Source organism: Cupriavidus sp. GW821-FHT07C08 (assembly GCF_059419025.1).
The window spans coordinates 32,689-51,805 of record NZ_JBWKQZ010000032.1 but is presented as its reverse complement, the minus strand read 5'-3'; the positions used below and the strand labels follow the sequence as shown (position 1 = coordinate 51,805).

20 protein-coding genes and 1 pseudogene are annotated in these 19,117 nt (G+C 66.6%); 6 read left to right on the top strand and 15 right to left on the bottom strand.

Annotation, left to right across the window (positions count from 1 at the left end):
* Positions 1 to 11 precede the first annotated feature (11 nt).
* Entirely contained in the window at positions 12 to 617 is a 606-nt protein-coding gene (locus tag AC07UK_RS30890) for a hypothetical protein (RefSeq protein ID WP_494687156.1), read from the bottom strand.
* A gap of 205 nt (positions 618 to 822) precedes the next feature.
* Between AC07UK_RS30890 and AC07UK_RS30885 the strand changes: the two genes are divergently transcribed.
* Entirely contained in the window at positions 823 to 1,671 is an 849-nt protein-coding gene (locus tag AC07UK_RS30885; protein WP_494687155.1) for an HTD2 family dehydratase, read from the top strand.
* A 26-nt stretch (positions 1,672 to 1,697) separates the two neighbouring features.
* Positions 1,698 to 2,858: an acyl-CoA dehydrogenase family protein gene (locus AC07UK_RS30880; RefSeq protein ID WP_436225137.1), complete on the top strand. Its 1,161-nt coding sequence runs from the start codon at positions 1,698 to 1,700 to the stop codon at positions 2,856 to 2,858.
* A 78-nt stretch (positions 2,859 to 2,936) separates the two neighbouring features.
* Here AC07UK_RS30880 and AC07UK_RS30875 read toward each other — a convergent pair whose 3' ends face one another.
* Positions 2,937 to 3,884: a PDR/VanB family oxidoreductase gene (locus AC07UK_RS30875; RefSeq protein ID WP_494687154.1), complete on the bottom strand. Its 948-nt coding sequence runs from the start codon at positions 3,882 to 3,884 to the stop codon at positions 2,937 to 2,939.
* A gap of 4 nt (positions 3,885 to 3,888) precedes the next feature.
* Positions 3,889 to 4,944: an aromatic ring-hydroxylating dioxygenase subunit alpha gene (locus tag AC07UK_RS30870; RefSeq protein WP_494687153.1), complete on the bottom strand. Its 1,056-nt coding sequence runs from the start codon at positions 4,942 to 4,944 to the stop codon at positions 3,889 to 3,891.
* Positions 4,945 to 5,045: 101 nt separating this feature from the next.
* On the opposite strand from AC07UK_RS30870, the gene AC07UK_RS30865 reads away from it, so the two are divergent.
* On the top strand, positions 5,046 to 6,050 hold the full coding sequence (locus tag AC07UK_RS30865) for a LysR family transcriptional regulator (protein ID WP_494687152.1): 1,005 nt from the start codon (positions 5,046 to 5,048) through the stop codon (positions 6,048 to 6,050).
* A 12-nt stretch (positions 6,051 to 6,062) separates the two neighbouring features.
* On the opposite strand, the gene AC07UK_RS30860 is transcribed toward AC07UK_RS30865, so the two are convergent.
* The 4 genes from AC07UK_RS30860 to AC07UK_RS30845 form a co-directional block, all read right to left on the bottom strand.
* On the bottom strand, positions 6,063 to 7,067 hold the full coding sequence (locus AC07UK_RS30860; RefSeq protein ID WP_494687151.1) for a tripartite tricarboxylate transporter substrate binding protein: 1,005 nt from the start codon (positions 7,065 to 7,067) through the stop codon (positions 6,063 to 6,065).
* A gap of 70 nt (positions 7,068 to 7,137) precedes the next feature.
* A complete protein-coding gene (locus AC07UK_RS30855; RefSeq protein ID WP_494687150.1) occupies positions 7,138 to 8,220 on the bottom strand; it encodes a hydroxyacid dehydrogenase in 1,083 nt (360 codons plus the stop codon).
* Positions 8,217 to 8,897 (bottom strand): RraA family protein, encoded by a 681-nt coding sequence (locus AC07UK_RS30850; RefSeq protein WP_494687149.1) that lies wholly within the window; start codon positions 8,895 to 8,897, stop codon positions 8,217 to 8,219. The genes AC07UK_RS30855 and AC07UK_RS30850 overlap by 4 nt, the downstream gene beginning before the upstream one ends.
* Positions 8,894 to 10,069 (bottom strand): alpha-hydroxy acid oxidase, encoded by a 1,176-nt coding sequence (locus tag AC07UK_RS30845; RefSeq protein WP_494687170.1) that lies wholly within the window; start codon positions 10,067 to 10,069, stop codon positions 8,894 to 8,896. The genes AC07UK_RS30850 and AC07UK_RS30845 overlap by 4 nt, the downstream gene beginning before the upstream one ends.
* A gap of 257 nt (positions 10,070 to 10,326) precedes the next feature.
* On the opposite strand from AC07UK_RS30845, the gene AC07UK_RS30840 reads away from it, so the two are divergent.
* Together AC07UK_RS30840 and AC07UK_RS30835 are read left to right on the top strand one after the other, a co-directional pair.
* Entirely contained in the window at positions 10,327 to 11,229 is a 903-nt protein-coding gene (locus AC07UK_RS30840; protein WP_494687148.1) for a LysR family transcriptional regulator, read from the top strand.
* A 224-nt stretch (positions 11,230 to 11,453) separates the two neighbouring features.
* Positions 11,454 to 11,954: a DUF6496 domain-containing protein gene (locus AC07UK_RS30835; RefSeq protein ID WP_494687147.1), complete on the top strand. Its 501-nt coding sequence runs from the start codon at positions 11,454 to 11,456 to the stop codon at positions 11,952 to 11,954.
* Positions 11,955 to 12,117: 163 nt separating this feature from the next.
* Here the strand turns inward: AC07UK_RS30835 and AC07UK_RS30830 are convergent.
* Positions 12,118 to 12,306: pseudogene (locus AC07UK_RS30830) on the bottom strand (biotin carboxylase N-terminal domain-containing protein); the annotation flags it as partial.
* Between the two features lie 77 nt (positions 12,307 to 12,383).
* Between AC07UK_RS30830 and AC07UK_RS30825 the strand changes: the two are divergent.
* Positions 12,384 to 13,346 (top strand): Bug family tripartite tricarboxylate transporter substrate binding protein, encoded by a 963-nt coding sequence (locus AC07UK_RS30825; RefSeq protein ID WP_494687146.1) that lies wholly within the window; start codon positions 12,384 to 12,386, stop codon positions 13,344 to 13,346.
* Positions 13,347 to 13,386: 40 nt separating this feature from the next.
* Here the strand turns inward: AC07UK_RS30825 and AC07UK_RS30820 are convergent, their stop codons facing one another.
* From AC07UK_RS30820 to AC07UK_RS30790, 7 genes are read right to left on the bottom strand one after another with little or no spacing between them, the layout of a single operon-like run.
* Positions 13,387 to 14,202, bottom strand: coding sequence for a shikimate dehydrogenase family protein (locus AC07UK_RS30820; RefSeq protein ID WP_494687145.1), 816 nt, complete (start codon positions 14,200 to 14,202; stop codon positions 13,387 to 13,389).
* Between the two features lie 24 nt (positions 14,203 to 14,226).
* Entirely contained in the window at positions 14,227 to 15,216 is a 990-nt protein-coding gene (locus AC07UK_RS30815) for a 2-hydroxyacid dehydrogenase (protein WP_494687144.1), read from the bottom strand.
* A 20-nt stretch (positions 15,217 to 15,236) separates the two neighbouring features.
* Positions 15,237 to 16,181: a sugar kinase gene (locus AC07UK_RS30810; RefSeq protein WP_494687143.1), complete on the bottom strand. Its 945-nt coding sequence runs from the start codon at positions 16,179 to 16,181 to the stop codon at positions 15,237 to 15,239.
* Positions 16,178 to 16,966 (bottom strand): sugar phosphate isomerase/epimerase family protein, encoded by a 789-nt coding sequence (locus AC07UK_RS30805; RefSeq protein WP_494687142.1) that lies wholly within the window; start codon positions 16,964 to 16,966, stop codon positions 16,178 to 16,180. Before AC07UK_RS30805 ends, AC07UK_RS30810 begins: the two co-directional genes overlap by 4 nt.
* On the bottom strand, positions 16,963 to 17,697 hold the full coding sequence (locus AC07UK_RS30800) for an amino acid ABC transporter ATP-binding protein (protein ID WP_316156969.1): 735 nt from the start codon (positions 17,695 to 17,697) through the stop codon (positions 16,963 to 16,965). Before AC07UK_RS30800 ends, AC07UK_RS30805 begins: the two co-directional genes overlap by 4 nt.
* Positions 17,684 to 18,334, bottom strand: coding sequence for an amino acid ABC transporter permease (locus AC07UK_RS30795; RefSeq protein WP_494687141.1), 651 nt, complete (start codon positions 18,332 to 18,334; stop codon positions 17,684 to 17,686). The genes AC07UK_RS30800 and AC07UK_RS30795 overlap by 14 nt, the downstream gene beginning before the upstream one ends.
* Positions 18,331 to 19,089, bottom strand: coding sequence for an amino acid ABC transporter permease (locus AC07UK_RS30790; RefSeq protein ID WP_436225152.1), 759 nt, complete (start codon positions 19,087 to 19,089; stop codon positions 18,331 to 18,333). The genes AC07UK_RS30795 and AC07UK_RS30790 overlap by 4 nt, the downstream gene beginning before the upstream one ends.
* Positions 19,090 to 19,117 lie beyond the last annotated feature (28 nt).

The window sequence follows — 19,117 nt, the reverse complement described above, 5'->3', positions numbered from 1 at the left end:
CCGGCAGCGGCCTACAGGCTGTCTTCCCGCAGACGCGAAACCGTCTGCAGGGAGACGCCGAACCAGTCGTAGAAGGACGCCTCCAGATCCCGGCTGTCCACCCAGCCAATGCGGGCTTTCAGGTCCGCCACGGACAGGTTCGACTGGATCGACTCGAACAGCGCCCGCATCAGCCGCTGCGTCCGGCAGATCTGGGTAAAGGCGGCGCCCTGCCGGAACAGCGCAGTGCGGATCCGGTCCGGGGTAGTCTGGAGCGCACTGGCCATCACCCGCGCATTCCACTCCTGGTGCGGGTGGTAGAACACGGTCCCGGAGATCAGTTCGCGCAAGTATTCGACCTTGGGAGCCGTTGCCCCGACCTTCATGACGGTGCGCAGGTCCACCGCGGCGTCGTCCAGCAGGAGGTCGCAGGCGCTGGCACTGAACAGGCTACCTGCCAGGTGCAGGTCGATGGACGCGAACGCTGAAATGCTGACGGTCTGACCCTCACGCAGGGTGCGGGAGAAGCCGCGTGCGGCAAGTATGTGCTGTCCCCGGGAGGCGGTGATCTGCAGGGGAAAGGCCGGGACGAGCCTGTGCAGGGAAACACGGCTGCGGCAACGAATCTGGACTCGCATGGGAAGAAGTTCAACATATGTCGTGCCCAGATGCTCGCTGCACTTCGGTCCCACGTAAATCCGTTTCTTCCGAACAGTGCATTCGGGTATCCGACAGACCCATGCTTTCTGTCGAAGCGAATGGCTCGTTCCGAACTTTCGAATTGGAAGCAGCGGCGGCACCGTGCATAGTGGAGGCCAGGCAATCAGACCACAGAGAGACGTGATGGACGTTGTGAAGTTGAAAGAATGGGTTGGGAAGACGACCGAAAGCCAGGACGAGGTCACGGCGTTTCCCGTCAAGGCACTCGCGGCGACGCTCGACTACGATGACCCGGCGCCCGTTCGCGGCGATGCCATTGCACCGCTCTGGCACTGGCTCTATTTCCTGCCGCTGCACCGGCAATCCGAGATCGGTTCCGATGGCCATGCCAGCCGCGGCGGCTTCCTGCCGCCGGTGCCGCTGCCGCGCCGCATGTGGGCCGGCGGCCGCCTGTGGTTCCACCAGCCGCTGCGCATCGGCGATGCCGCCTCCAAGGTGTCGCGCATCCTCGATGTCAGTGCCAAATCCGGACGCAGCGGCTCGCTCGCCTTCGTGACGGTGGAGCACAAGTACTACGGCGACAACGGACTCGCGGTTACCGAAGAACATGACATCGTCTACCGGGAAAACGCATTGCCGAACGCGCCTGCACCGGAACCGGTTCCGGCGCCGCAGGGCGAAGAATGGGTGCACGAGGTGGTCACGGATCCGGTGCTGTTGTTCCGCTTCTCCGCGCTGACGTTCAATGGCCATCGCATCCACTACGACAAACAGTACGTGACGGCGATCGAGCACTATCCGGACCTGATCGTCCACGGCCCGCTGCTGGCACTGCTGATGCTGGAACTGGTGCGCACGAACCTGCCGGGCGCAGTGGTCAAGACCTTCTCGTTCCGGGGCGTTCGGCCGACTTTCGTTCCGCAGCGCATCTTCGTCTGCGGCAAGCGCAGCGAGGACGGCAAGACCGTCAAACTGTGGATTCGCCATGAAGACGGCGCCCTCGCGATGAGCGCGACCGCTGAACTGAACTAACCCAAAATGTTGTTGGAGACCAGGCTGTGCAGAACAGAATCGATGAATACCAGGAAATCCGTGAAGCCGTGCGCGATCTGTGCGGCCAGTTCTCGTCGGAATACTTCCGAAAGGTTGACGAAGTACGGGGCTATCCCGAGGAATTCGTTAACGCGCTGACCCAGGCCGGCTGGCTGGCCGCGCTGATCCCGGAGGAGTACGGCGGCTCGGGCCTGGGCCTGACCCAGGCGTCCGTCATCATGGAGGAAATCAACCGTGCCGGCGGCAATTCCGGCGCCTGCCACGGCCAGATGTACAACATGGGCACGCTGCTGCGCCACGGTTCTGCCGAGCAGAAGAAGCTGTACTTGCCCAAGATCGCCAGCGGCGAACTGCGCCTGCAGTCGATGGCCGTGACCGAGCCGACCACCGGTACGGACACGACCAAGATCAAGACCACAGCGGTGCGCAAGGGCGACAAGTATGTCGTGAATGGCCAGAAGGTGTGGATCTCGCGCGTCCAGCATTCGGACCTGATGATCCTGCTGGCCCGCACCACTCCGCTGGCTGAGTGCAGGAAGAAGTCCGAAGGCATGTCGATCTTCCTGGTGGACTTGCGCGAGGCCATCGGCAAGGGCCTGACGGTCCAGCCGATCATCAACATGGTCAACCACGAGACCAATGAGCTGTTCTTCGACAACCTGGAAATCCCGGCGGAAAACCTGATCGGCGAGGAAGGCAAGGGCTTCAAGTACATCCTCGACGGCCTCAACGCCGAGCGCACGCTGATCGCCGCCGAGTGCATCGGCGACGGCTACTGGTTCATCGACAAGGTAACCAAGTACGTCAACGAGCGCATCGTCTTCGGCCGGCCGATCGGCCAGAATCAGGGCGTGCAGTTCCCTATCGCCAGGGCCTTCGTCAACGTGGAAGCGGCCAACCTGATGCGGTTCAAGGCGGCGAAGCTGTTCGACGCGCACCAGCCCTGCGGCGCCGAAGCCAATATGGCGAAGCTGCTGGCCGCGGACGCGTCGTGGGAAGCGGCCAACGCCTGCCTGCAGTATCACGGCGGCTTTGGCTTCGCGGCGGAGTACGACGTCGAGCGCAAGTTCCGCGAGACCCGGCTCTACCAGGTGGCGCCGATCTCGACCAACCTGATTCTTTCCTACGTCGGCGAGCACATCCTGGGGATGCCGCGGTCGTTCTGAGGTTTTGCTTCCGTGGTCTCCTGGACCTTGCGACCCGCCTTCGAGCGGGTCGTTTTTTCTTCCGCGGTCTCCCAGTCGTCAGAGATCCAGCACCAGCTCTGCGCCTTGCGCCCGGGAAACACAGATCAGGATGGACCGATTCGCGGCCCGCTCGCCCTCGCTCAGTACATAGTCGCGATGGTCCGCGGCGCCGGCAAGGAGCGGAACTTCGCAACTCCGGCACAGGCCTTCGCGACACGCTGAGGGCAGGCACAGGCCATTCGCTTCCAGCACGGACAGGATGCTGTCACCGGCGGGAATGGTGAAACGCCCGCCATGCCGCAGCAAGCTGACTTCGAACGCGCCGTCTGGCTTGTCGCTCCGGTCGGCATCGGCGCCGAAGCGTTCGAAGTGTACGGCGCCGGACTCGATCCCGGCCGCCCGGCCACAATCCGACACGGCGTCCATCATCGGTCCCGGGCCGCAACAGTACACGTGCCAGCCGGCAGGCATCTCACGCAGCGCAGCGCCCAGGTCGACCCGTTCGCCGCGATGCTCGTCATCGGCATGCACGACAACGCGATCGGCATGGGACGCAAGCCGATCGAGGTAGGCGGCGCCGCCGCGCGAGCGCACGCAGTACAACAGGCGCCACTCGCGTCCATGCTCGACGCACCAGCGGATCATGCTGAGGATCGGTGTGATGCCGATGCCGCCCGCAATAAACAGATGTCCTGGCGCGGACGCTTCCAGGCGAAACAACGATCGCGGCGTGCCGACCTGCACGCGATCGCCCACTCGCAATTGCTCATGTGCATAGCGCGATCCGCCGCGGGATGCCGGCGCCAGGCCGATGCCAAGGCAATAGCGTCTGATATCGGCAGCCGAACTGGCAATCGAGTATTGCCTCGTCAGGCCGTTGGGAAGCGACACGTCGACGTGTGCGCCGGGATCAAAGCCTGGCAGCGCTGCACGCGACGGGCAGCGCAACTCAACGCCCAGCACGCCCTCTGCTTCCGCGCGCAATCCGGTGACAACCAGTTCCATCACGTCATGCCTCCGTTAGTTGCCGCACCCGCCCACGCTGGGCGGCTTCTTCTTCCAGCCGGCGCGCGACCACCCAGCGGAACTGGGACAGGGCCGCGTCGATGGAGAACGGGATCATCTTGAAGTCGGGCGCGAGTGCCAGCGAGCGCTGCTGCGCGGTGATGATGTCGCGGTCCTCGTCGAACGCGGCCACTACGGCCTGGTGGATGGACCGGGTGACCTCCGGCTGGTCGATCGCGAAGTTATGCGGATGGGCAAAGAAGTAGTGCGTAGAGTTCTCGGTTTCCGGCGTCAGTGCCTGGCAGCCGCGAAATTCCGCGGCGTCGATGCGCCTGCCTTCCGGTGCCCCGGTCCCGGTCGGCGCCATGCCGGAGTCCATCAGCAGGATTGCCGGCAGCGTGAAGTTGTAGATGTTCCAGCGGTCGACCTTTCCCGGCCAGTCCTTGACCTGCTTCGCAAATGGCGGGGCCTCGGTATCGATGGTCCAGCGGGTAATGCGCACGCCATCTTCGAGACGCTCGACCTTCGGCTGTACGCCCGCGTAGTCCTCGCTGCCCCCAAGCGTGGTGGGATGCACGAACGGCAAGTGCGAGAAGTCCAGCAGGTTGTCTGCGATCAACAGGTAGTTGACGTCGTAGTGGATGTAGCCATCGAGGCTGCGCCACGCCGGATCGTCCAACCAGTGGGTGTCAGGGATCAGCGCCGGATCAGCCGCTTCCGCGTCACCCATCCAGATCCAGATCCAGCGATTGCGCTCGACCACGGGGAAGGTCCGCACGCGCGCTTGCGGCGGGATCCGCTGCTGCGCCGGCGCTTCGATGCATTGGCCGGTGGGATCGAACTTGAGCCCGTGGTACATGCAGCGCAGGCAGTCGCCTTCGCGCCGACCCACCGACAGCGGCGCGCCGCGATGGCAGCAGCGGTCCTCCATCGCCACCAACGTTCCGTCTTCGGCCCGATACATCAGCACCGGGATGCCGATGATGGTCCGGCTGAACAAGTCGCTGGCCCCGACTTCCTTGTCCCAGCCCGCCACATACCAGGTGTTCCTGACAAACATCCTCTGTCTCCTATATCGATTTGCGGCCTCTCTGGGGCCGCCTTGACAGGAGATTAGGCAGGGGCTCACTATGCGTCAATCGCATGCAGAACATAGTAAGGATGTACGCAGTGCATAACGCTCCGTTCGACTACAACCTGCTTGCCGTGTTCGACGCCATGCTCCGCGAGCGCAATGTGACGCGTGCGGCGGAGCAGCTAGGCCTGACGCAAAGCGCGATGAGCCATGCGCTGAACCGGCTGCGCAGCTATTTCGATGACCCGCTGTTTGTCAAGACCGCGCACGGGATGACGCCGACGACCAAGGCCGAGGGCCTGGCCGGGCCGATCCTCGACGTCATGACGACCATGCAGACGCGCGTGCTGCCGCAGTCGAGCTTCGACCCGGCGACCATGCAGCGCACGTTCACGCTATGCATGACGGACATGGGCGAGCTGGTATTCCTGCCGCCGCTGATGCAGCGCCTGCGCGCCATCGCGCCGCGCTGCTCGCTGCGCACCTTGCAGGTACCGATGCCGCAGATCGAGGCGCTGCTCGCCTCGGGCGAGGCGGATCTGGTGCTCGGCTCAGTGCGTACCGCACCCGTGGCGCTGTTCCAGCAGCAGCTGTTCATGCATGGATTCGTGACCATCGTCAGCAGCCGCAACCAGACGGTTGGCGACACGCTGACTGTCGAGCAGTTCGAGACCATGCCGCACATTGCGGTCAGCCTGGCGGGGCGCTCGAGCCCGGCCTATGACGCCGCATTTGAGAGCCACGGACTGAAGCGGCGCGTCTATGTCTACACACCGCACTTCCTGAGCGTGCCGCTGCTGATGGACCGGGAGCCTGACCTGATCGCCACCGTGCCCGAGGAGCTCGCCAACGTCTTCAGCCGATATGGCGTGGTGCGCGTGGTGAAACCGCCGGTTGCCTTGCCACCGTTCGCGTTGAGCCAGTACTGGCACCCGCGCTTTCACCACGATCCCGCGATCGTCTGGTTGCGGCAGCTCGTCAAGCAGACCTTCGATCAGTATCCGGCGATCCCCGCATTGCCAGCAGATGACGCCTCGCTGAAGCGACGCAAGGATGCCGGGCGCAAGCCTGCAAAGAGCACTAAGCGATAGCCGCCAGCACGCTCAGTTTTCCTGCCACGGCATCTCCTTCCACAGTTTCTGGAAGCCCGCCTCGCCGCGCTCCAGCTCTGCGCTGTAGGCCGCCGGCGCCAGATAGCGCAACGGCGCATACATCGCTTCGGCCTGCTCGCGGAACTGCGGATCCGCGACCACGCGCGCCATCGCCTCCACCAGTTTCTTCCTGACCGGTTCAGGCAGGCCCTTGGGCGCCGCCAGGCCGCGCAGCGAAGCCAGTTCGATGTCGAAGCCCTGTTCGCGGAAGGTGGGCACGTTCGGGGCCAGTGCTGCCCGTGTTGCGCCCATCTGGCCAATGAACTTGATCGGCGAGCCGCCTTTCTGGTACTGCAGCGCTTCGCCCACGTTGATGGCACCGATGGTGAGCTGCTGGCCGACCAGCGCCGCGCGGACGTCGCCTGCGCCCTTGTAGCCGACATGGGTCAGCTTGACGCCCGCGGCCTTCTCGAACAGCAGCATGGCGAGGTGGTCGTCCGAGCCGACGCCGGTGGTGCCGACTGACACCTCTCCCGGATGCGCCTTGGCATGGCGCACCAGCGCGGCCAGCGAGTCAATGCGATTGCCGTTGTGTACCGTGAAGCCGCCCGGATCGTCGACCAGGTTGCCGATCAGGTCGAAGCTGCGCCAGGTGAAGGTGGTCTTGCGTTCGATGGGAATAGTCAGCAGGTTCGGCGTATTGATAAAGCCGAGGGTGTAGCCGTCCGGCGCGGACCGTGCCAGTTCGGCGAAGCCGATGGCGCCGCCCGCGCCGGGCTTGTTCTGTACCACCACCGTGGCACCGCCGAGTTGCTTCTCGAGGTGGCGGGCCAGCAGGCGTGCCACCAGGTCCGTCCCGCCCCCGGGACCGTAGGCCACGATCATCTGGATAGGGCGGTTGGGATAGGGCGCCTCTGCCTGTGCGCCGGTCGCGGCGGCGAGGCCGCAGGCCAGCGCGAGCGCGCCGGCCAGGCGAAGGGGAAAGCGCCGGCGCCATTGGTCTTGGGTCGGGTGCATGGTTGGTGTCTCCTCGCCGGTTTGGTATGCCAGCGTGTTATGTGTAAAGAATAGTCCGCGGAATTGCGGGCTAAGGTGTGACCGATGACACGGCGGCATCCTGCAACGCTGCCGCGATGCGCTGTTGCGCACGCGGCCAGACTTCGGGGTTGACCAGCCGCTCGGGCCGCTCGCCACTGGCCAGCAGCGTGACGATTTGAGTGGCGGCCAGTTCGGCGTTCCTGCGCCGTGCCTCGTGAGTAACGCCAGCGGTGTGGAAGGTGGCGACGACGTTGTCCAGCGCGAGCAAGGGGTGGGCGCGCGGCGGCGGCTCCTGGTCCCACACGTCCAGACCGGCGCCGGCAAGACGGCCACTGGCCAGCGCCGCATGCAGCGCGCCCTCATCGTGGATGCCGCCGCGCGCGGTGCTGACGAAGATGCTGCCCGGCCGCATCGCGGCAAAGGCGGCGCCATCCATCATGCGCAGCGTGGTGGCGTCGCGCGGGCAATGCAGCGAGACCACGTCGGCACTGCGCAGCAATTCCTCGAACGACACCGCCTGTGCGCCGCGCGCGGCCAGCTCCGCTGCATCCAGCGCCGGGTCGCACCCGATCACGCGCATGCCGAAGGCGCGGCCGAGTGCGGCGACGCGGCGGCCGGCGTGGCCCACGCCGACCAGGCCGAGCGTGCGGCCGCGCAGTTCGTGGCCCATCAGGTCCTCACGGCTCTCGCAGTTGTGCGCGCGCAGGCTGCGGTCGGATTCGGCGATGCGGCGCAGTACCGCGAGCATCAGGCCCAGCGTCATCTCCGCCACCGAGTCGGCGTTGCCGCCGGCCTGGTTGAGCACCGCGACGCCGGCCTCGGTGCAGGCATCGATGTCGATGGTGTCGCAGCCGGAGCCGCTTGACGATACCGCCAGCAGGTTAGGGCAGCGCGCCAGCAGCGCGGCGTCGGCGAACCAGCGGCGCGGGATCTCGTCCTTGGCGGCCGAGATCTGGTAGACAAGGGCGCCGGAAAGCCGGTCCCAGGCGGCCGCGTCGGCGCCTTCGCGGGCGCAGGTATGCAGCGTCAGGCCTGGCGTGGCCGTAATGATGCGGTCAAAGGCCGCGTCCAGCCAGTGGTCGAAACGGACCACCGTGCCGGCGGCAGGCATCGGCAGGACGGGCGCGTTCATACGGCCACCCCCTTTTCGCGCAGCGTGCGCTCGACCCAGCTCCGATCGGCGCGGCCTTGCGCGATCGACTCGAGCACCGCTGCTTCGGTGCGTTGTACGTTCTCCACGCGCGCGGCGATTTCCTCGGCATCCTCGGCCGCAACGACCAGCAGGCCGTCGCCATCGCCCAGCACCAGGTCACCGGGGCGCACCACCATGCCGTCGATGCAGACGGGTACATGCAATTCGCCGGGACCGTCCTTGTAAGGACCGCGGTGCGAGACCCCGCGCGCATAGACGGGCAACGTCTCCTTGCCGATCGTATCGCTGTCGCGGATCAGGCCGTCGATGACGAAGCCCGCTGCGCCGCGCGCGATCGCCAGCGCCAGCATGATCTCGCCGATGATGGCATTGGGACCGGCGCCGCCGGCATCGACGACGATCACATCGCCGGGTCCGCAGAGGTCGAGGGCCTTGTGCACCATCAGGTTGTCGCCCGGGCGCGTGCGCACGGTGAGGGCGCGGCCGGCCAGGACGCCATCGCGCCGGTGATAGGGTCGCAGCCGCGTGGTGCCGACGGTGCGGCACATTGCGTCGCTGACATTGGCTACCGGGAAGCTGCGGTAGCGTTCCAGCAGCGCGTTGCTGACAGTCGGCGCCGGCTTGGGGTGGATGCGAAAGCCGTGAAGCGTGCTCATCGATAAGTCTCCGGGTGAGGGGGCATGTGGGGTAGCGAAGCGGCAGGCCGGATGCAGGCAGGGCCGATGTCTGCCAGCCGGGTCAGGCCGAGCATTGCCATATCGCGCGAGATCTCGGCCTGCAACAAGTCGATGGCGTGCGCCACGCCGGGGGTGGACCCGACCGTCGCCGCATAGGCGAACGGCCGGCCGACAAAGACGCAACGCGCGCCGAGCGCGAGCGCCTTGATTACGTCGGTGCCGCGGCGTACGCCGCTGTCGAGCATCACCGGCAGGTCGGGCACGGCGTGCACGATCTCAGGCAGGACGCGCAGCGGCGCGATGGCGCCGTCCAGTTGCCGGCCGCCGTGGTTCGAAACGATGATCCCGTCCACACCGTGCCGACGCGCCAGCAAGGCATCTTCCGCGGTCAGGATGCCCTTGACCACCAGCGTGCCTTGCCAGCGCCGGCGGATGGCTTCAAGGTGCGTCCAGGTGAAATGCGCGCGGTCGGAGAAGTCGCGCAGCACGCGCGATGACAGGATGGGCGCGCCGCGGTGCGCATAGGCGTTCTCGAAATGCGGCATGCCGTGCCGCAGCAGCGTGCGCGCAAAGGTGCCAAGCAGCCAGCGCGGATGCGTGATGCCTTGCCATGCCAGGCTCAGGGTTGGCCGCAGCGGAGTCGAGAAGCCGGCGCGCACGTTGTTCTCGCGATTGCCCGCAACGGGCGTATCGACGGTGATTACCAGCGTCGATACACCTGCCGCCTCGACGCGCGACAACAGCCCGTCGATCTGTGCCATGTCGCCGGGAAGGTAGGCCTGGAACCAGGTGCCGGGCGCGGCCGCCATCACTTCTTCCAGCCGGATCAGCGATGAACCGCTCATGATCGCCGGCACCGCGGCCCGCTGCGCGGCCTGCGCCAGCACGATATCGCCGCGGTAAGCGAACAGCGCGGCGATGCCCATGGGCGCAACGCCGAAGGGGGCGGCATAGCGCCTGCCGAACAGCTCGAAGCCCAGTTCGCGCGTGGCCACGCCGGCAAGCACGCGTGGCCGCAACGCGATCTCTGTGAAGGCGCGGCGATTCTCCGCCAGCGAGACACTGTCCTCCACCGCACCGCTGACGTAGGCGTACAGCGGCCGGGGCAGGCGGCGGCGGGCGAGCGGTTCAAGGTCGTTCAGCGAAAGCACTTGGCTGCGCAAGGTACCTGCGCCGCTTGCGCTTGCAGTCGTCACGCGCGGCGCGGAAGCGGCGCCGACGGCATCTGTGGCGCGGTCAGCGGCGTTTTCTGCAGCAGGGGCATGAAGAGCTGACATGATCGATAGGGGGCCAAGGCGACGACGAGGCTTCAATCTAGCAACCGCAAGGAATCGATAAAAGCGAAAAATAACGAAGCTATAATTTCGCTTTTAGGAAACCGACAATCGCCGCCCGCGGCGCGGATCCCATGACCCTCAAGCAACTGGAAGCCTTCTACTGGGCCGCGACCTGCCTCAACTTCTCGGTAGCCGCCGACCGCTGCCACCTGTCCGTGTCTTCGCTGTCCAAGCGGGTGGCCGAGCTTGAAACCTCCCTCGGCGTGCAGCTGTTCGACCGAAGTGGCCGCCGCGCCGAGCTGACGGCGCAGGGCGAGCAGATGCTGCCGCGTATCCGCGAACTGCTGCGGGTCGCGGCCGAGTTGCAGCAGTCAGCGGGGCAGAGCCGTGGCCTGCAAGGCCGTTGCTGCGTGGGCCTGGGCGAACTGAGCGGCCTGACCTGGCTGCCCCGGCTGGTACGGCAGACGGCCATCCGGCACCCCGAGCTTCAGCTCGAGCCCTACGTCGATATCGGTCAGGTGCTGGAGCAGCGCCTGGAAGATGGCGAACTCGACCTCGCGGTGATCGCCGGGCCGTCATCGCGCAGCAGCCTCGCGTCGGAGCGGATCGCGCAGGTCGACTTTGTCTGGGTCGCGAGCGAGTCTTTTATCGACCAGACCGGCACCGACGATCCGCGGCGGCTGATGGCGGAGCAATTGCTGCTGTCCCTGCCGGTCGGCGCGGGCGGCACCCGGGTGCTCGACCAGTGGCTGGCCACCCGTGGCATGGCGGTCAACCGTCGCCTGGTGTGCAACAGCTGGGGCGCCGTGGTCGGCATGGTGGCGGAGGGGCTGGGTTTCGCCTTCATGCCAAGGCAGTGGGCCGAAGCGCTGGAAGCGCGCGGGGTGTTGCAGATCCTGAAGAAGGGCGGCGCGCTGGAACCGCTGCACTATGTCGTGCAATGGCGTCGCGACGACGCGCGCCTGCTGATCACGGAGATGCGCGATGTCATCAAGGACGTAATCGAATTCCAGGCGCCGCGTTGCCTGGTGTAGACCGCGTCTCGCAGGGTAGATTTGGCCCAAGGTGTGCAGATTTCGCACGCGGCAGTACAACCGTCGCCTCTATGAGTGGCAGTGGCGCGCCCGTTGCACGCCTGGAACGACATTTGCGAGGGATTTTTTTAACCCGCCGGCAGATGGCGGGCCCTGAACAGCGCCGCGGACATTGCATCTGCCATGGCCCGTGCCGGATGACCGCGGCCGTCATGGAGACGACCATGCCAAGGGCATCGAGCATAGCCCAAGCCAGGGCAGACAAGAGAGCAGGCAAGTCGCCGACCACCCAGGCCGGCCATTTCGTTCGTGACGAGATCGAAGCCGTGCGAAAGGGTAAGCACGGCGTGCGCTCGGCCAAGCAGGCCATAGCGATCGGTTTGTCGGAGGCACGCCGCGCTGGCGTCGACGTGCCGCCAAAGAAGGGCGCGACCAAGGCGGAAACCAAGGCTGCTGCCGCCAAGGCCGCACCGCGACGGGCGAGTTCAGAAAGCACGGCCAAGCGGTCCCAGGCTGCGCTCAAGGCACTCAAGCGCGAGAGCACCGCCGGTGCTTCTCCCAAGGCGCTGTCTGCCCAGGCGAAGAGCGCGGCAAGCAAGCGCACGGCGACCGATCGCTCGGCTGCCGCGAAGAAGGCCGCCAGCACCAAGGGAGCTGCCGGTCGCTCCGAAGCGGCCCGCAAGGCCGCTCGCACGCGTGCGGCAAGGAAGGAGTCCGCCCGTTAGCCAACCAGCGTACCGCTGTCGGCAAGCTGCGAGCCTGGCACGCCGCGCTCTCCTGCGTTCACCGCACTAAACCGACACGGAGGTAAGCCACCCACTCTCTCGCCGGCTTCGACTGTGCGGTCGAGCAGCGAGTAGGTCTCTTCGGCCAGGGGGCTGGCGTAGAATCTGCCAGTGCGCCCTCGGAGCGCGGAACGCCGGGGACACCGGCTTCGATCATGGCGCGTTTGGCGCTGACCTTGTCGCCCATGCGCCGGATCGAAGCCGCGGTAGGCCCGATGCATACCAACCCGTCCCTTCCAACGGCTTCGGCAAAATCCGCGCTCTCGGACAAGAACCCATATCCGGGATGCGATGGTCTTTCACGTCGTGTGTCCGAGGCTTCCCCCAACGGAATCAACTTCTCCGACCCCCCTGAATTGAGAGCCATAGATGCGATCGCCCCGCAAGCTGTTTCACATGGCCGCCCTGCTGGCCTCACTTGCCGTCGTCGGCCAGACGCGCGCGGCGCCCTACCCGGATCATCCTGTCGAACTCGTGGTGCCGAGCGCGGCGGGCGGTGGTACTGACACGGTTGCGCGGGCCTTCAGCGAAGCCATGCGAAAGTATCTGCCGCAGCCGCTGACCGTGGTGAACAAGCCAGGGGCCAGCGGCGCCATCGGCATGACGGATGTGGCCCGCGCCAAGCCCGATGGCTACAAGCTCGGCATCATCATCGCCGAAGCCGTGATCGTCCCGCATCTCGGGCCGACCACCCTCGACGCCGCCGAGCTGGTGCCGATCGCGCGCCTGAATGCCGATCCGTCCGCCATCACGGTCAAGGCCGACGCGCGCTGGAACACCATCGAGGCGTTCCTGGCATTCGCCGCGGCGCGCCCGGGGGAGGTGCAGGTCGGGAATTCCGGCCCGGGCTCGATCTGGCACCTGGCGGCGACGGCGCTGGAGGACAAGGCGCACGTCAGGTTCAATCATGTGCCGTTCTCCGGTGCCGCGCCGGCCCTGGTGGCGTTGATGGGCGGGCACATCGACGCGGTGGCCGTCAGTCCCGCCGAGGTATCGGCCTATGTGGCCGCAGGCAAGGTGAAGACGCTCGCGGTGATGTCCGAGCAGCGTGTCAGGGGTTTCGAGAGCGTTCCGACGCTGCGTGAGCGCGGTATCGACCTCTCGATCGGCACATGGCGCGGGCTGGCCGCGCCCAAAGGCACGCCACCCGAAGTGCTCGAAACCCTTGCGGCCGCCAGCCGCAAAGCGGTGGCGGATCCTGTGTTCGTGGCAGCGCTGCGCCGGCAGAACCTGGGCATTGCCTATGCCGACGCGGCGACGTTCAAGGCGATGATCGCGGCAGACAACGCGGTGATGAAGGCACTCGTGGCGAAGACCAACCTCAGCAAGTGAGGCAGTGCGTCCGCATCGATCCAGAAGGGCCAAGGGCGGCTCAAGACAGGCGCGCAATCTCCTCAAGCAACGCGGTCTCCATCGCCTCGATCGGCGCGCGTGCGCAGCCGGTGTAGAACTCGACCTGGGCGCACGCCTGGTGCAGCATCATGCGCGTGCCGTCGATGGTGCGGCAGCCAAGCGCGGCAGCATCCCGGATCAGCTTGCTCCTGACCGGGATGAAGGCAGCGTCCATGACGATCAGATGTGCGGCGAGCTGCCCAGCGACGGGGTTGACATCGGGTGCGCGAAAGCCGGCGGCGGTCGCGTTGGCGAGCATGTCGAAGTCCGCCGCGCGGAAGTCCGTCAAGCCGCCGCCAAAGCGCAGGCCAAGCGAGGCGGCCAGTTCCTCGCCGCGCGCCGCCGTGCGGTTGAACACGGTCACGCTGGCGCCGGACTGGCGCAAGCCATAAGCCATCGCCCGCGCCGCGCCGCCCGCGCCCAGCAGCGCAATGCGCTTGCCGGCCACTTCCGTCACCTCCTGGAACGCCCGCACGGCGCCGATGCAGTCGGTGTTGTAGCCGGTCAGCACGCCATCGATATTGTTGATGGTGTTGACCGCGCCGATGGCGCGGGCGGTCTCGTCGAGATGGTCGAGGTGCGCGATCACGGCCTGCTTGTGCGGCATCGAGACATTCATGCCGCGCACGCCGAGCGAGCGGATCGATTGCACCGCGCCGGGCACGTCCTGCACCCCGAAACAGACAAAGGTGTAGTCGATACCGAGCGCCCGGTAGGCGGCATTGTGGATGCGCACATTGAAGGTGAAGGGCTCGCCCATGATCGAGCCGCACAGCGTGGGAATGGAACCGGGCATTGCGGGGTGTCCTTGCGGGGAAAATCAGGCGGCTGCCTGGACGGCAAAGGCCGCCAGGTCGAAGCGCGCAGCGGGTTGCCGCCCGGCGAGCGCGTCCAGCAGGTTGCGCGTGGCAAGTTCGGCCATGGCGCGCCGGGTCTCATGCGTGGCCGAGCCGATATGGGGCAGGGCTGTCACCCTGGGATGGCTGCGCAGCGGTGAATCCTGAGGCAGCGGCTCGGTGGCGAAGACGTCCAGCCCGGCCGCGCGCAGGTGGCCGCTTTCAAGCGCCGCGAGCAGCGCGTCTTCCTGCACGATCTGGCCGCGGGCGCCGTTGACAAAGATGGCGCCGGGCTTCATCAGCGCGAACTCGCGCCGGCCCAACAGGCCACGCGTGCTGTCGGTCAGGGGCAGCGTGACGGCGACGATATCGGCCCTGCGCAAGGCATCGTCGAGTTCCGTCCGGGTGGCGCGTCCCACCAGGTCAGGCGGTTCCGCTGCGGTCTCGTTGACGTAGAGCACCTCCATGCCGAAGCCGAGCGCCGCGCGTCGCGCCACGGCCTGGCCGATGCGCCCGAAGCCCAGGATCGCCAGGGTCTTGCCGTGGACGTCCCAGCCGAACAGGCTTTCACCGATATTGGCGGTCCAGCGGCCTTCGCTCACATGGGCCGCCAGCTCGACCAGGCGGCGGCTGGTGGCCATGATGAGCGCGAAGACGGTGTCGGCGGTGGTCTCGGTGAGTACGCCGGGCGTATGGCACAGGGTGATGCCGCGCCGGTGCAGGCAGGGAAGGTCGTAGTTGTCGACTCCGACCGAAATACTCGAGATCACCTCCAGCCGGCTGGCGTCGGCCAGTTCCACGGCGCCGAGCTTCACGCTGGAGCCGATCAGGCCATGGGCGTTGGCCAGCGCGGCGCGGAAGGCCGGCCGTTGTGCCGGCTGGCGCGGGTCGGCCACGATCACATCGTGTTCCGACTCGATCCTGGCGAGCAGGTCATCAGGAACCGGGCGGAACACTAGAACATTCTTGCGCATGGGTAATCCTTGCTGGGGCTTCACAAACTGGCGGCCGCCAGTTGGGCATGGGTCGGCAGGCCTTCGGTATCGCCCCGCACCTGCACCGCCCGCGCGCCGATCCAGGCGCCGCGCCGGACGGCGTCGCGCACTGGCCGGCCCTCCAGCAGCGCGCTGATCACGCCGACGGCAAAGCCATCGCCGGCGCCAACGGTATCGACAACATGCTCGACGCTGAATGCCTCGACATGGCCGGTGCCGCCTTCGCCATCGAAGTAGGCGCCGTCGGCACCCAGCTTCACCACCACCAGCCTGGCGCCGCGGGCACGGTAGAAGGCGGCAATGCGCTCCGGCTCGGCATGCCCGGTGAGGAAGCGGCCTTCTTCGATGCCGGGCAGCACCCAGTCGCACTGCTGCGCCAGGTCGTTCAGCGTGTCCCGCATCAGCTCGGGCGAGGCCCACAGCGTGGGCCGCAGGTTGGGATCGAACGAGATCGTGCGGCCGGCGGCCTGCATGGTGGCGATGGCCTGGCGCGTGGCAGCCTGCGTGCCTGCGGCCAGCGCGGGGAACACGCCGGTGACGTGCAGATGCCGCGAGCGCCGCAGCCACCTGCCATCCAGGTGCTCCGGGTTCATGCGGCTCGCCGCCGAGCCACGGCGGTGGTATTCGACGGGCGGTTCGCTGCCGTCGTCGACCCGGCCCTTGAACTGGAAGCCGGTGCGCTCGCCGGGCTCGCACACCACCTGGCTGCAATCCACGCCTTCGCGCTGCATTTCACCGAGCAGGTAGCGCGCCATCGAGTCGTCGCCCAGCCGGCTGGCCCAGCCAACCTTCAGGCCCAGGCGCGATAGGCCGATGGCCACGTTGGTCTCGGCACCGGCGGTGCGCTTGTGGAAGGTCTGCGCGCCTTCGAGCGGCCCGGCTTCGCCGGCGACCAGCATCAGCATCGCCTCGCCCAGGGTGACTACGTCAAGATCGGTGCTCATGCGGGAATCTCCACCGAACGCAGCAGTTCGACATGATGGCGCGTGACCTGCACCAGGTCTTCGCCTTGCAGCGGGAATTCGATCGCACGCGCAACGTGCGTGGGCAGGCGGCGCAAGACGCTGCGCCAGGGTGCCGCCGACTGGTCAAGCGGCACCGCGATCCATTTGGCGGGCGTGCGCTGCACGCCTTTGCAGTGCACGTAGCCGACGCCGGCGCCGAAGACCTGCGCGGCGTCGAGCGGGTCTTCGCCGGTCCAGTGCCAGTTGCCCATGTCGAAGGTCATCGGCACGCTCTCGCCGAGCGCCGCGATACGCGTGAAGAAGTCGCGCAGCGGCGGTACGGTGCCGGCCTGGGCGGTCTGGTCGTTTTCCACGACGAGTTCGATGCCATCGTGCCGCAGCCAGGGAAGCAGCGCTTCCAGCGCCGTGCCCTCCCGATAGCCGCCAAGCGACATCTTGACCCGGGTCGCACCGAGCGAAAGCGCGGTGGTGAAGGCGCGGTCGAGCGCGGCGGCATCGAGGCTGCCTGCGTCATTCCACAGGCCTTCCGGGCTGGACCAGACCACGCTCAGCCCGTGCTGCTGGGCGACCTCGCGCTGTTCAATGACTTCCTCCTTGTGCCCACGCTGGAGTTCGCCGCGGAATTCCACGCCGTCCGCGCCGGCTGCCGCGGCAATCCGCGCGAGCGCGGCCTGTCCGTCGCGCAGGGCGAGGTCGGCGCCATAGGCCGTCAGCGAGATCAGCACCGGCGGGCGCGAAGCACCATCTGCTTGCCACTGGCTCATTTCAGGGCTCCCGCGCTGAGGAATTGCTGCAGTTCCGGTGTCCGCGGCTGCGCGAACAGCGCCTTCGACGGGCCCGCCTCGTGCACCTTGCCCTGGTGCATGAAGATGGTGGTATGCGCCATGCGGCGCGCGAACTCCATCTCATGCGTGACCAGCACCATGGTCATGCCGGAGGCGGCCAGGTTCTCCATGACCCGAAGCACTTCCGCCGTCAGCTCGGGATCGAGCGCGGAGGTGACCTCGTCGAACAGCATCACCTTGGGCTCCATCGCCAGCGAACGGGCAATGGCCACGCGCTGCTGCTGGCCGCCCGAGAGCTGCTCGGGGTAGCAGTCCTTCTTGTCGAGCAGGCCGACCTGGGTCAGCACCTGGTCGACGATGCCGTCGATCTTGCTTGCGGCCATCTTCTTCACGATGGACGGTGCCAACGCGATGTTCTCGCCCACGGTCAGGTGCGGAAACAGGTTGTAGCTCTGGAACACCATGCCCACGTCGCGGCGCAGGTCGAGCAAGCGCTTGCGGTCGTGATCCAGCTTGTGCCCGGCGACGGTGATATTGCCGGCGTTGATCGTCTCCAGGCCATTCAGGCATCGCAGCATGGTGCTCTTGCCGGAGCCACTGCGGCCGATGATGGCGACCACCTGGCCCGGCTCGATCGCAAACGAAACGCCCTTCAGGACTTCGACGGCGCCATAAGACTTGTGCACGCCTTGTGCTTCAACGATTGACATGGAGCCTCCTTTCCATGCGCCGGGCTGCCGCCGACAGCGGGAAGCAGAGCGCGAAGTAGATAAGTGCGACGACGACGAAGACCGCGAAGGGCTGGAAGGTCGCGTTGTTGATCAGCTGGCCGGCGCGGGTCAGTTCGATGACGCCGATGATGGAAGTGATCGAAGTGTTCTTCACCAGCTGGACCGAGAACCCCACCGTGGGCGGCAAGGCCAGCCGCACGGCCTGCGGCAGCACCACGTGGCGCAGCTGCTGCCAGCGGGTGAGGGCGAGCGCTTCGCTGGCTTCCCACTGTCCTTGCGGTACGGCCTCGATGCAGCCGCGCCAGATCTCGCCAAGGTAGGCGCTGGCGTAGATCGACATCGCCAGCATGGCCGCGACCATCGGCGACAGCTTGAGTCCGAGAACGGAGAGTCCGTAGTAGCTCAGGAACAGCACGATCAGCACCGGCGTCCCTTGCACGACCTGGATATAGGCCGTGCTGGCGAGGCGCAGCAGCGGGCTTCTGGAGGTGCGTGCCAGCGCCACCAGGAACCCGGCCAGCGTGCCGCCGACGAAGGCAAGCAGGGTCACCCACAGCGTCCAGCGTGCCGCCAGCAGCAGGATTTCAAGATGATTCCAGGAGAACTCGGTGATCATTTCGCGCTCCCTGCAACCGCTGCCGTCAGATCCGTTTGCGCCAGCGGCACGACGCGGGCTGTGCGGGCCAGCTTTCGTGCGCGCGCCACCACGCGGCGCCGCTTGAACACCAGGTTGCCGATCAGGGCGAACATGGCGCGCAGCAGCAGTGCCAGGCCGATATAGACGAACATGACCAGGATGTAGCTCTCGAAGGTGCGGAAGGTCTGCGAATCGACCTGGCTGGCGACCGCCGTCAGCTCTTCCACCGAGATCGTCGACACCACGCTCGAGGTCAGCATCATCAGCGTGAACTGGCTGGTCAGGGCTGGATAGACCTTCTCGAAGGCCGGCACCAGGGCGACGTGGCGGATCAGCTGCCAACGTGTCATGCCCAGCGCTGCGGCGGCCTCGAGTTGCGAGCGGTGCACCGCCTGCAGGCCGGCTCGGATGATTTCCGTCGAGTAGGCGCCGAGGTTTACGGTCATGGCAATCACCGCGGCGGTGACGGCATCGATCTGCAGGCCCACGGTGGGCAAGCCGAAGAAGATGATGAAGAGCTGGATCAGGAAGGGCGTATTGCGGATCGCCTCGACGTAGGCCCTGGTGGCACGCTGCAGCCACGGACCGCCGAATGCGGCAGCAATGGCGCCGGCGGTGCCGACCACGGTGCCAAGCAGGATCGAGCCGAAGCTGAGCGCCAGCGTCATCGCCGCACCTTCCGCGAAGCGATCCAGCTGCGACAGCACCGGGGTCCATTCGAATTGGTAGTTCATGTGGGTCTCCTGGCGCGCCGGCTGGCGC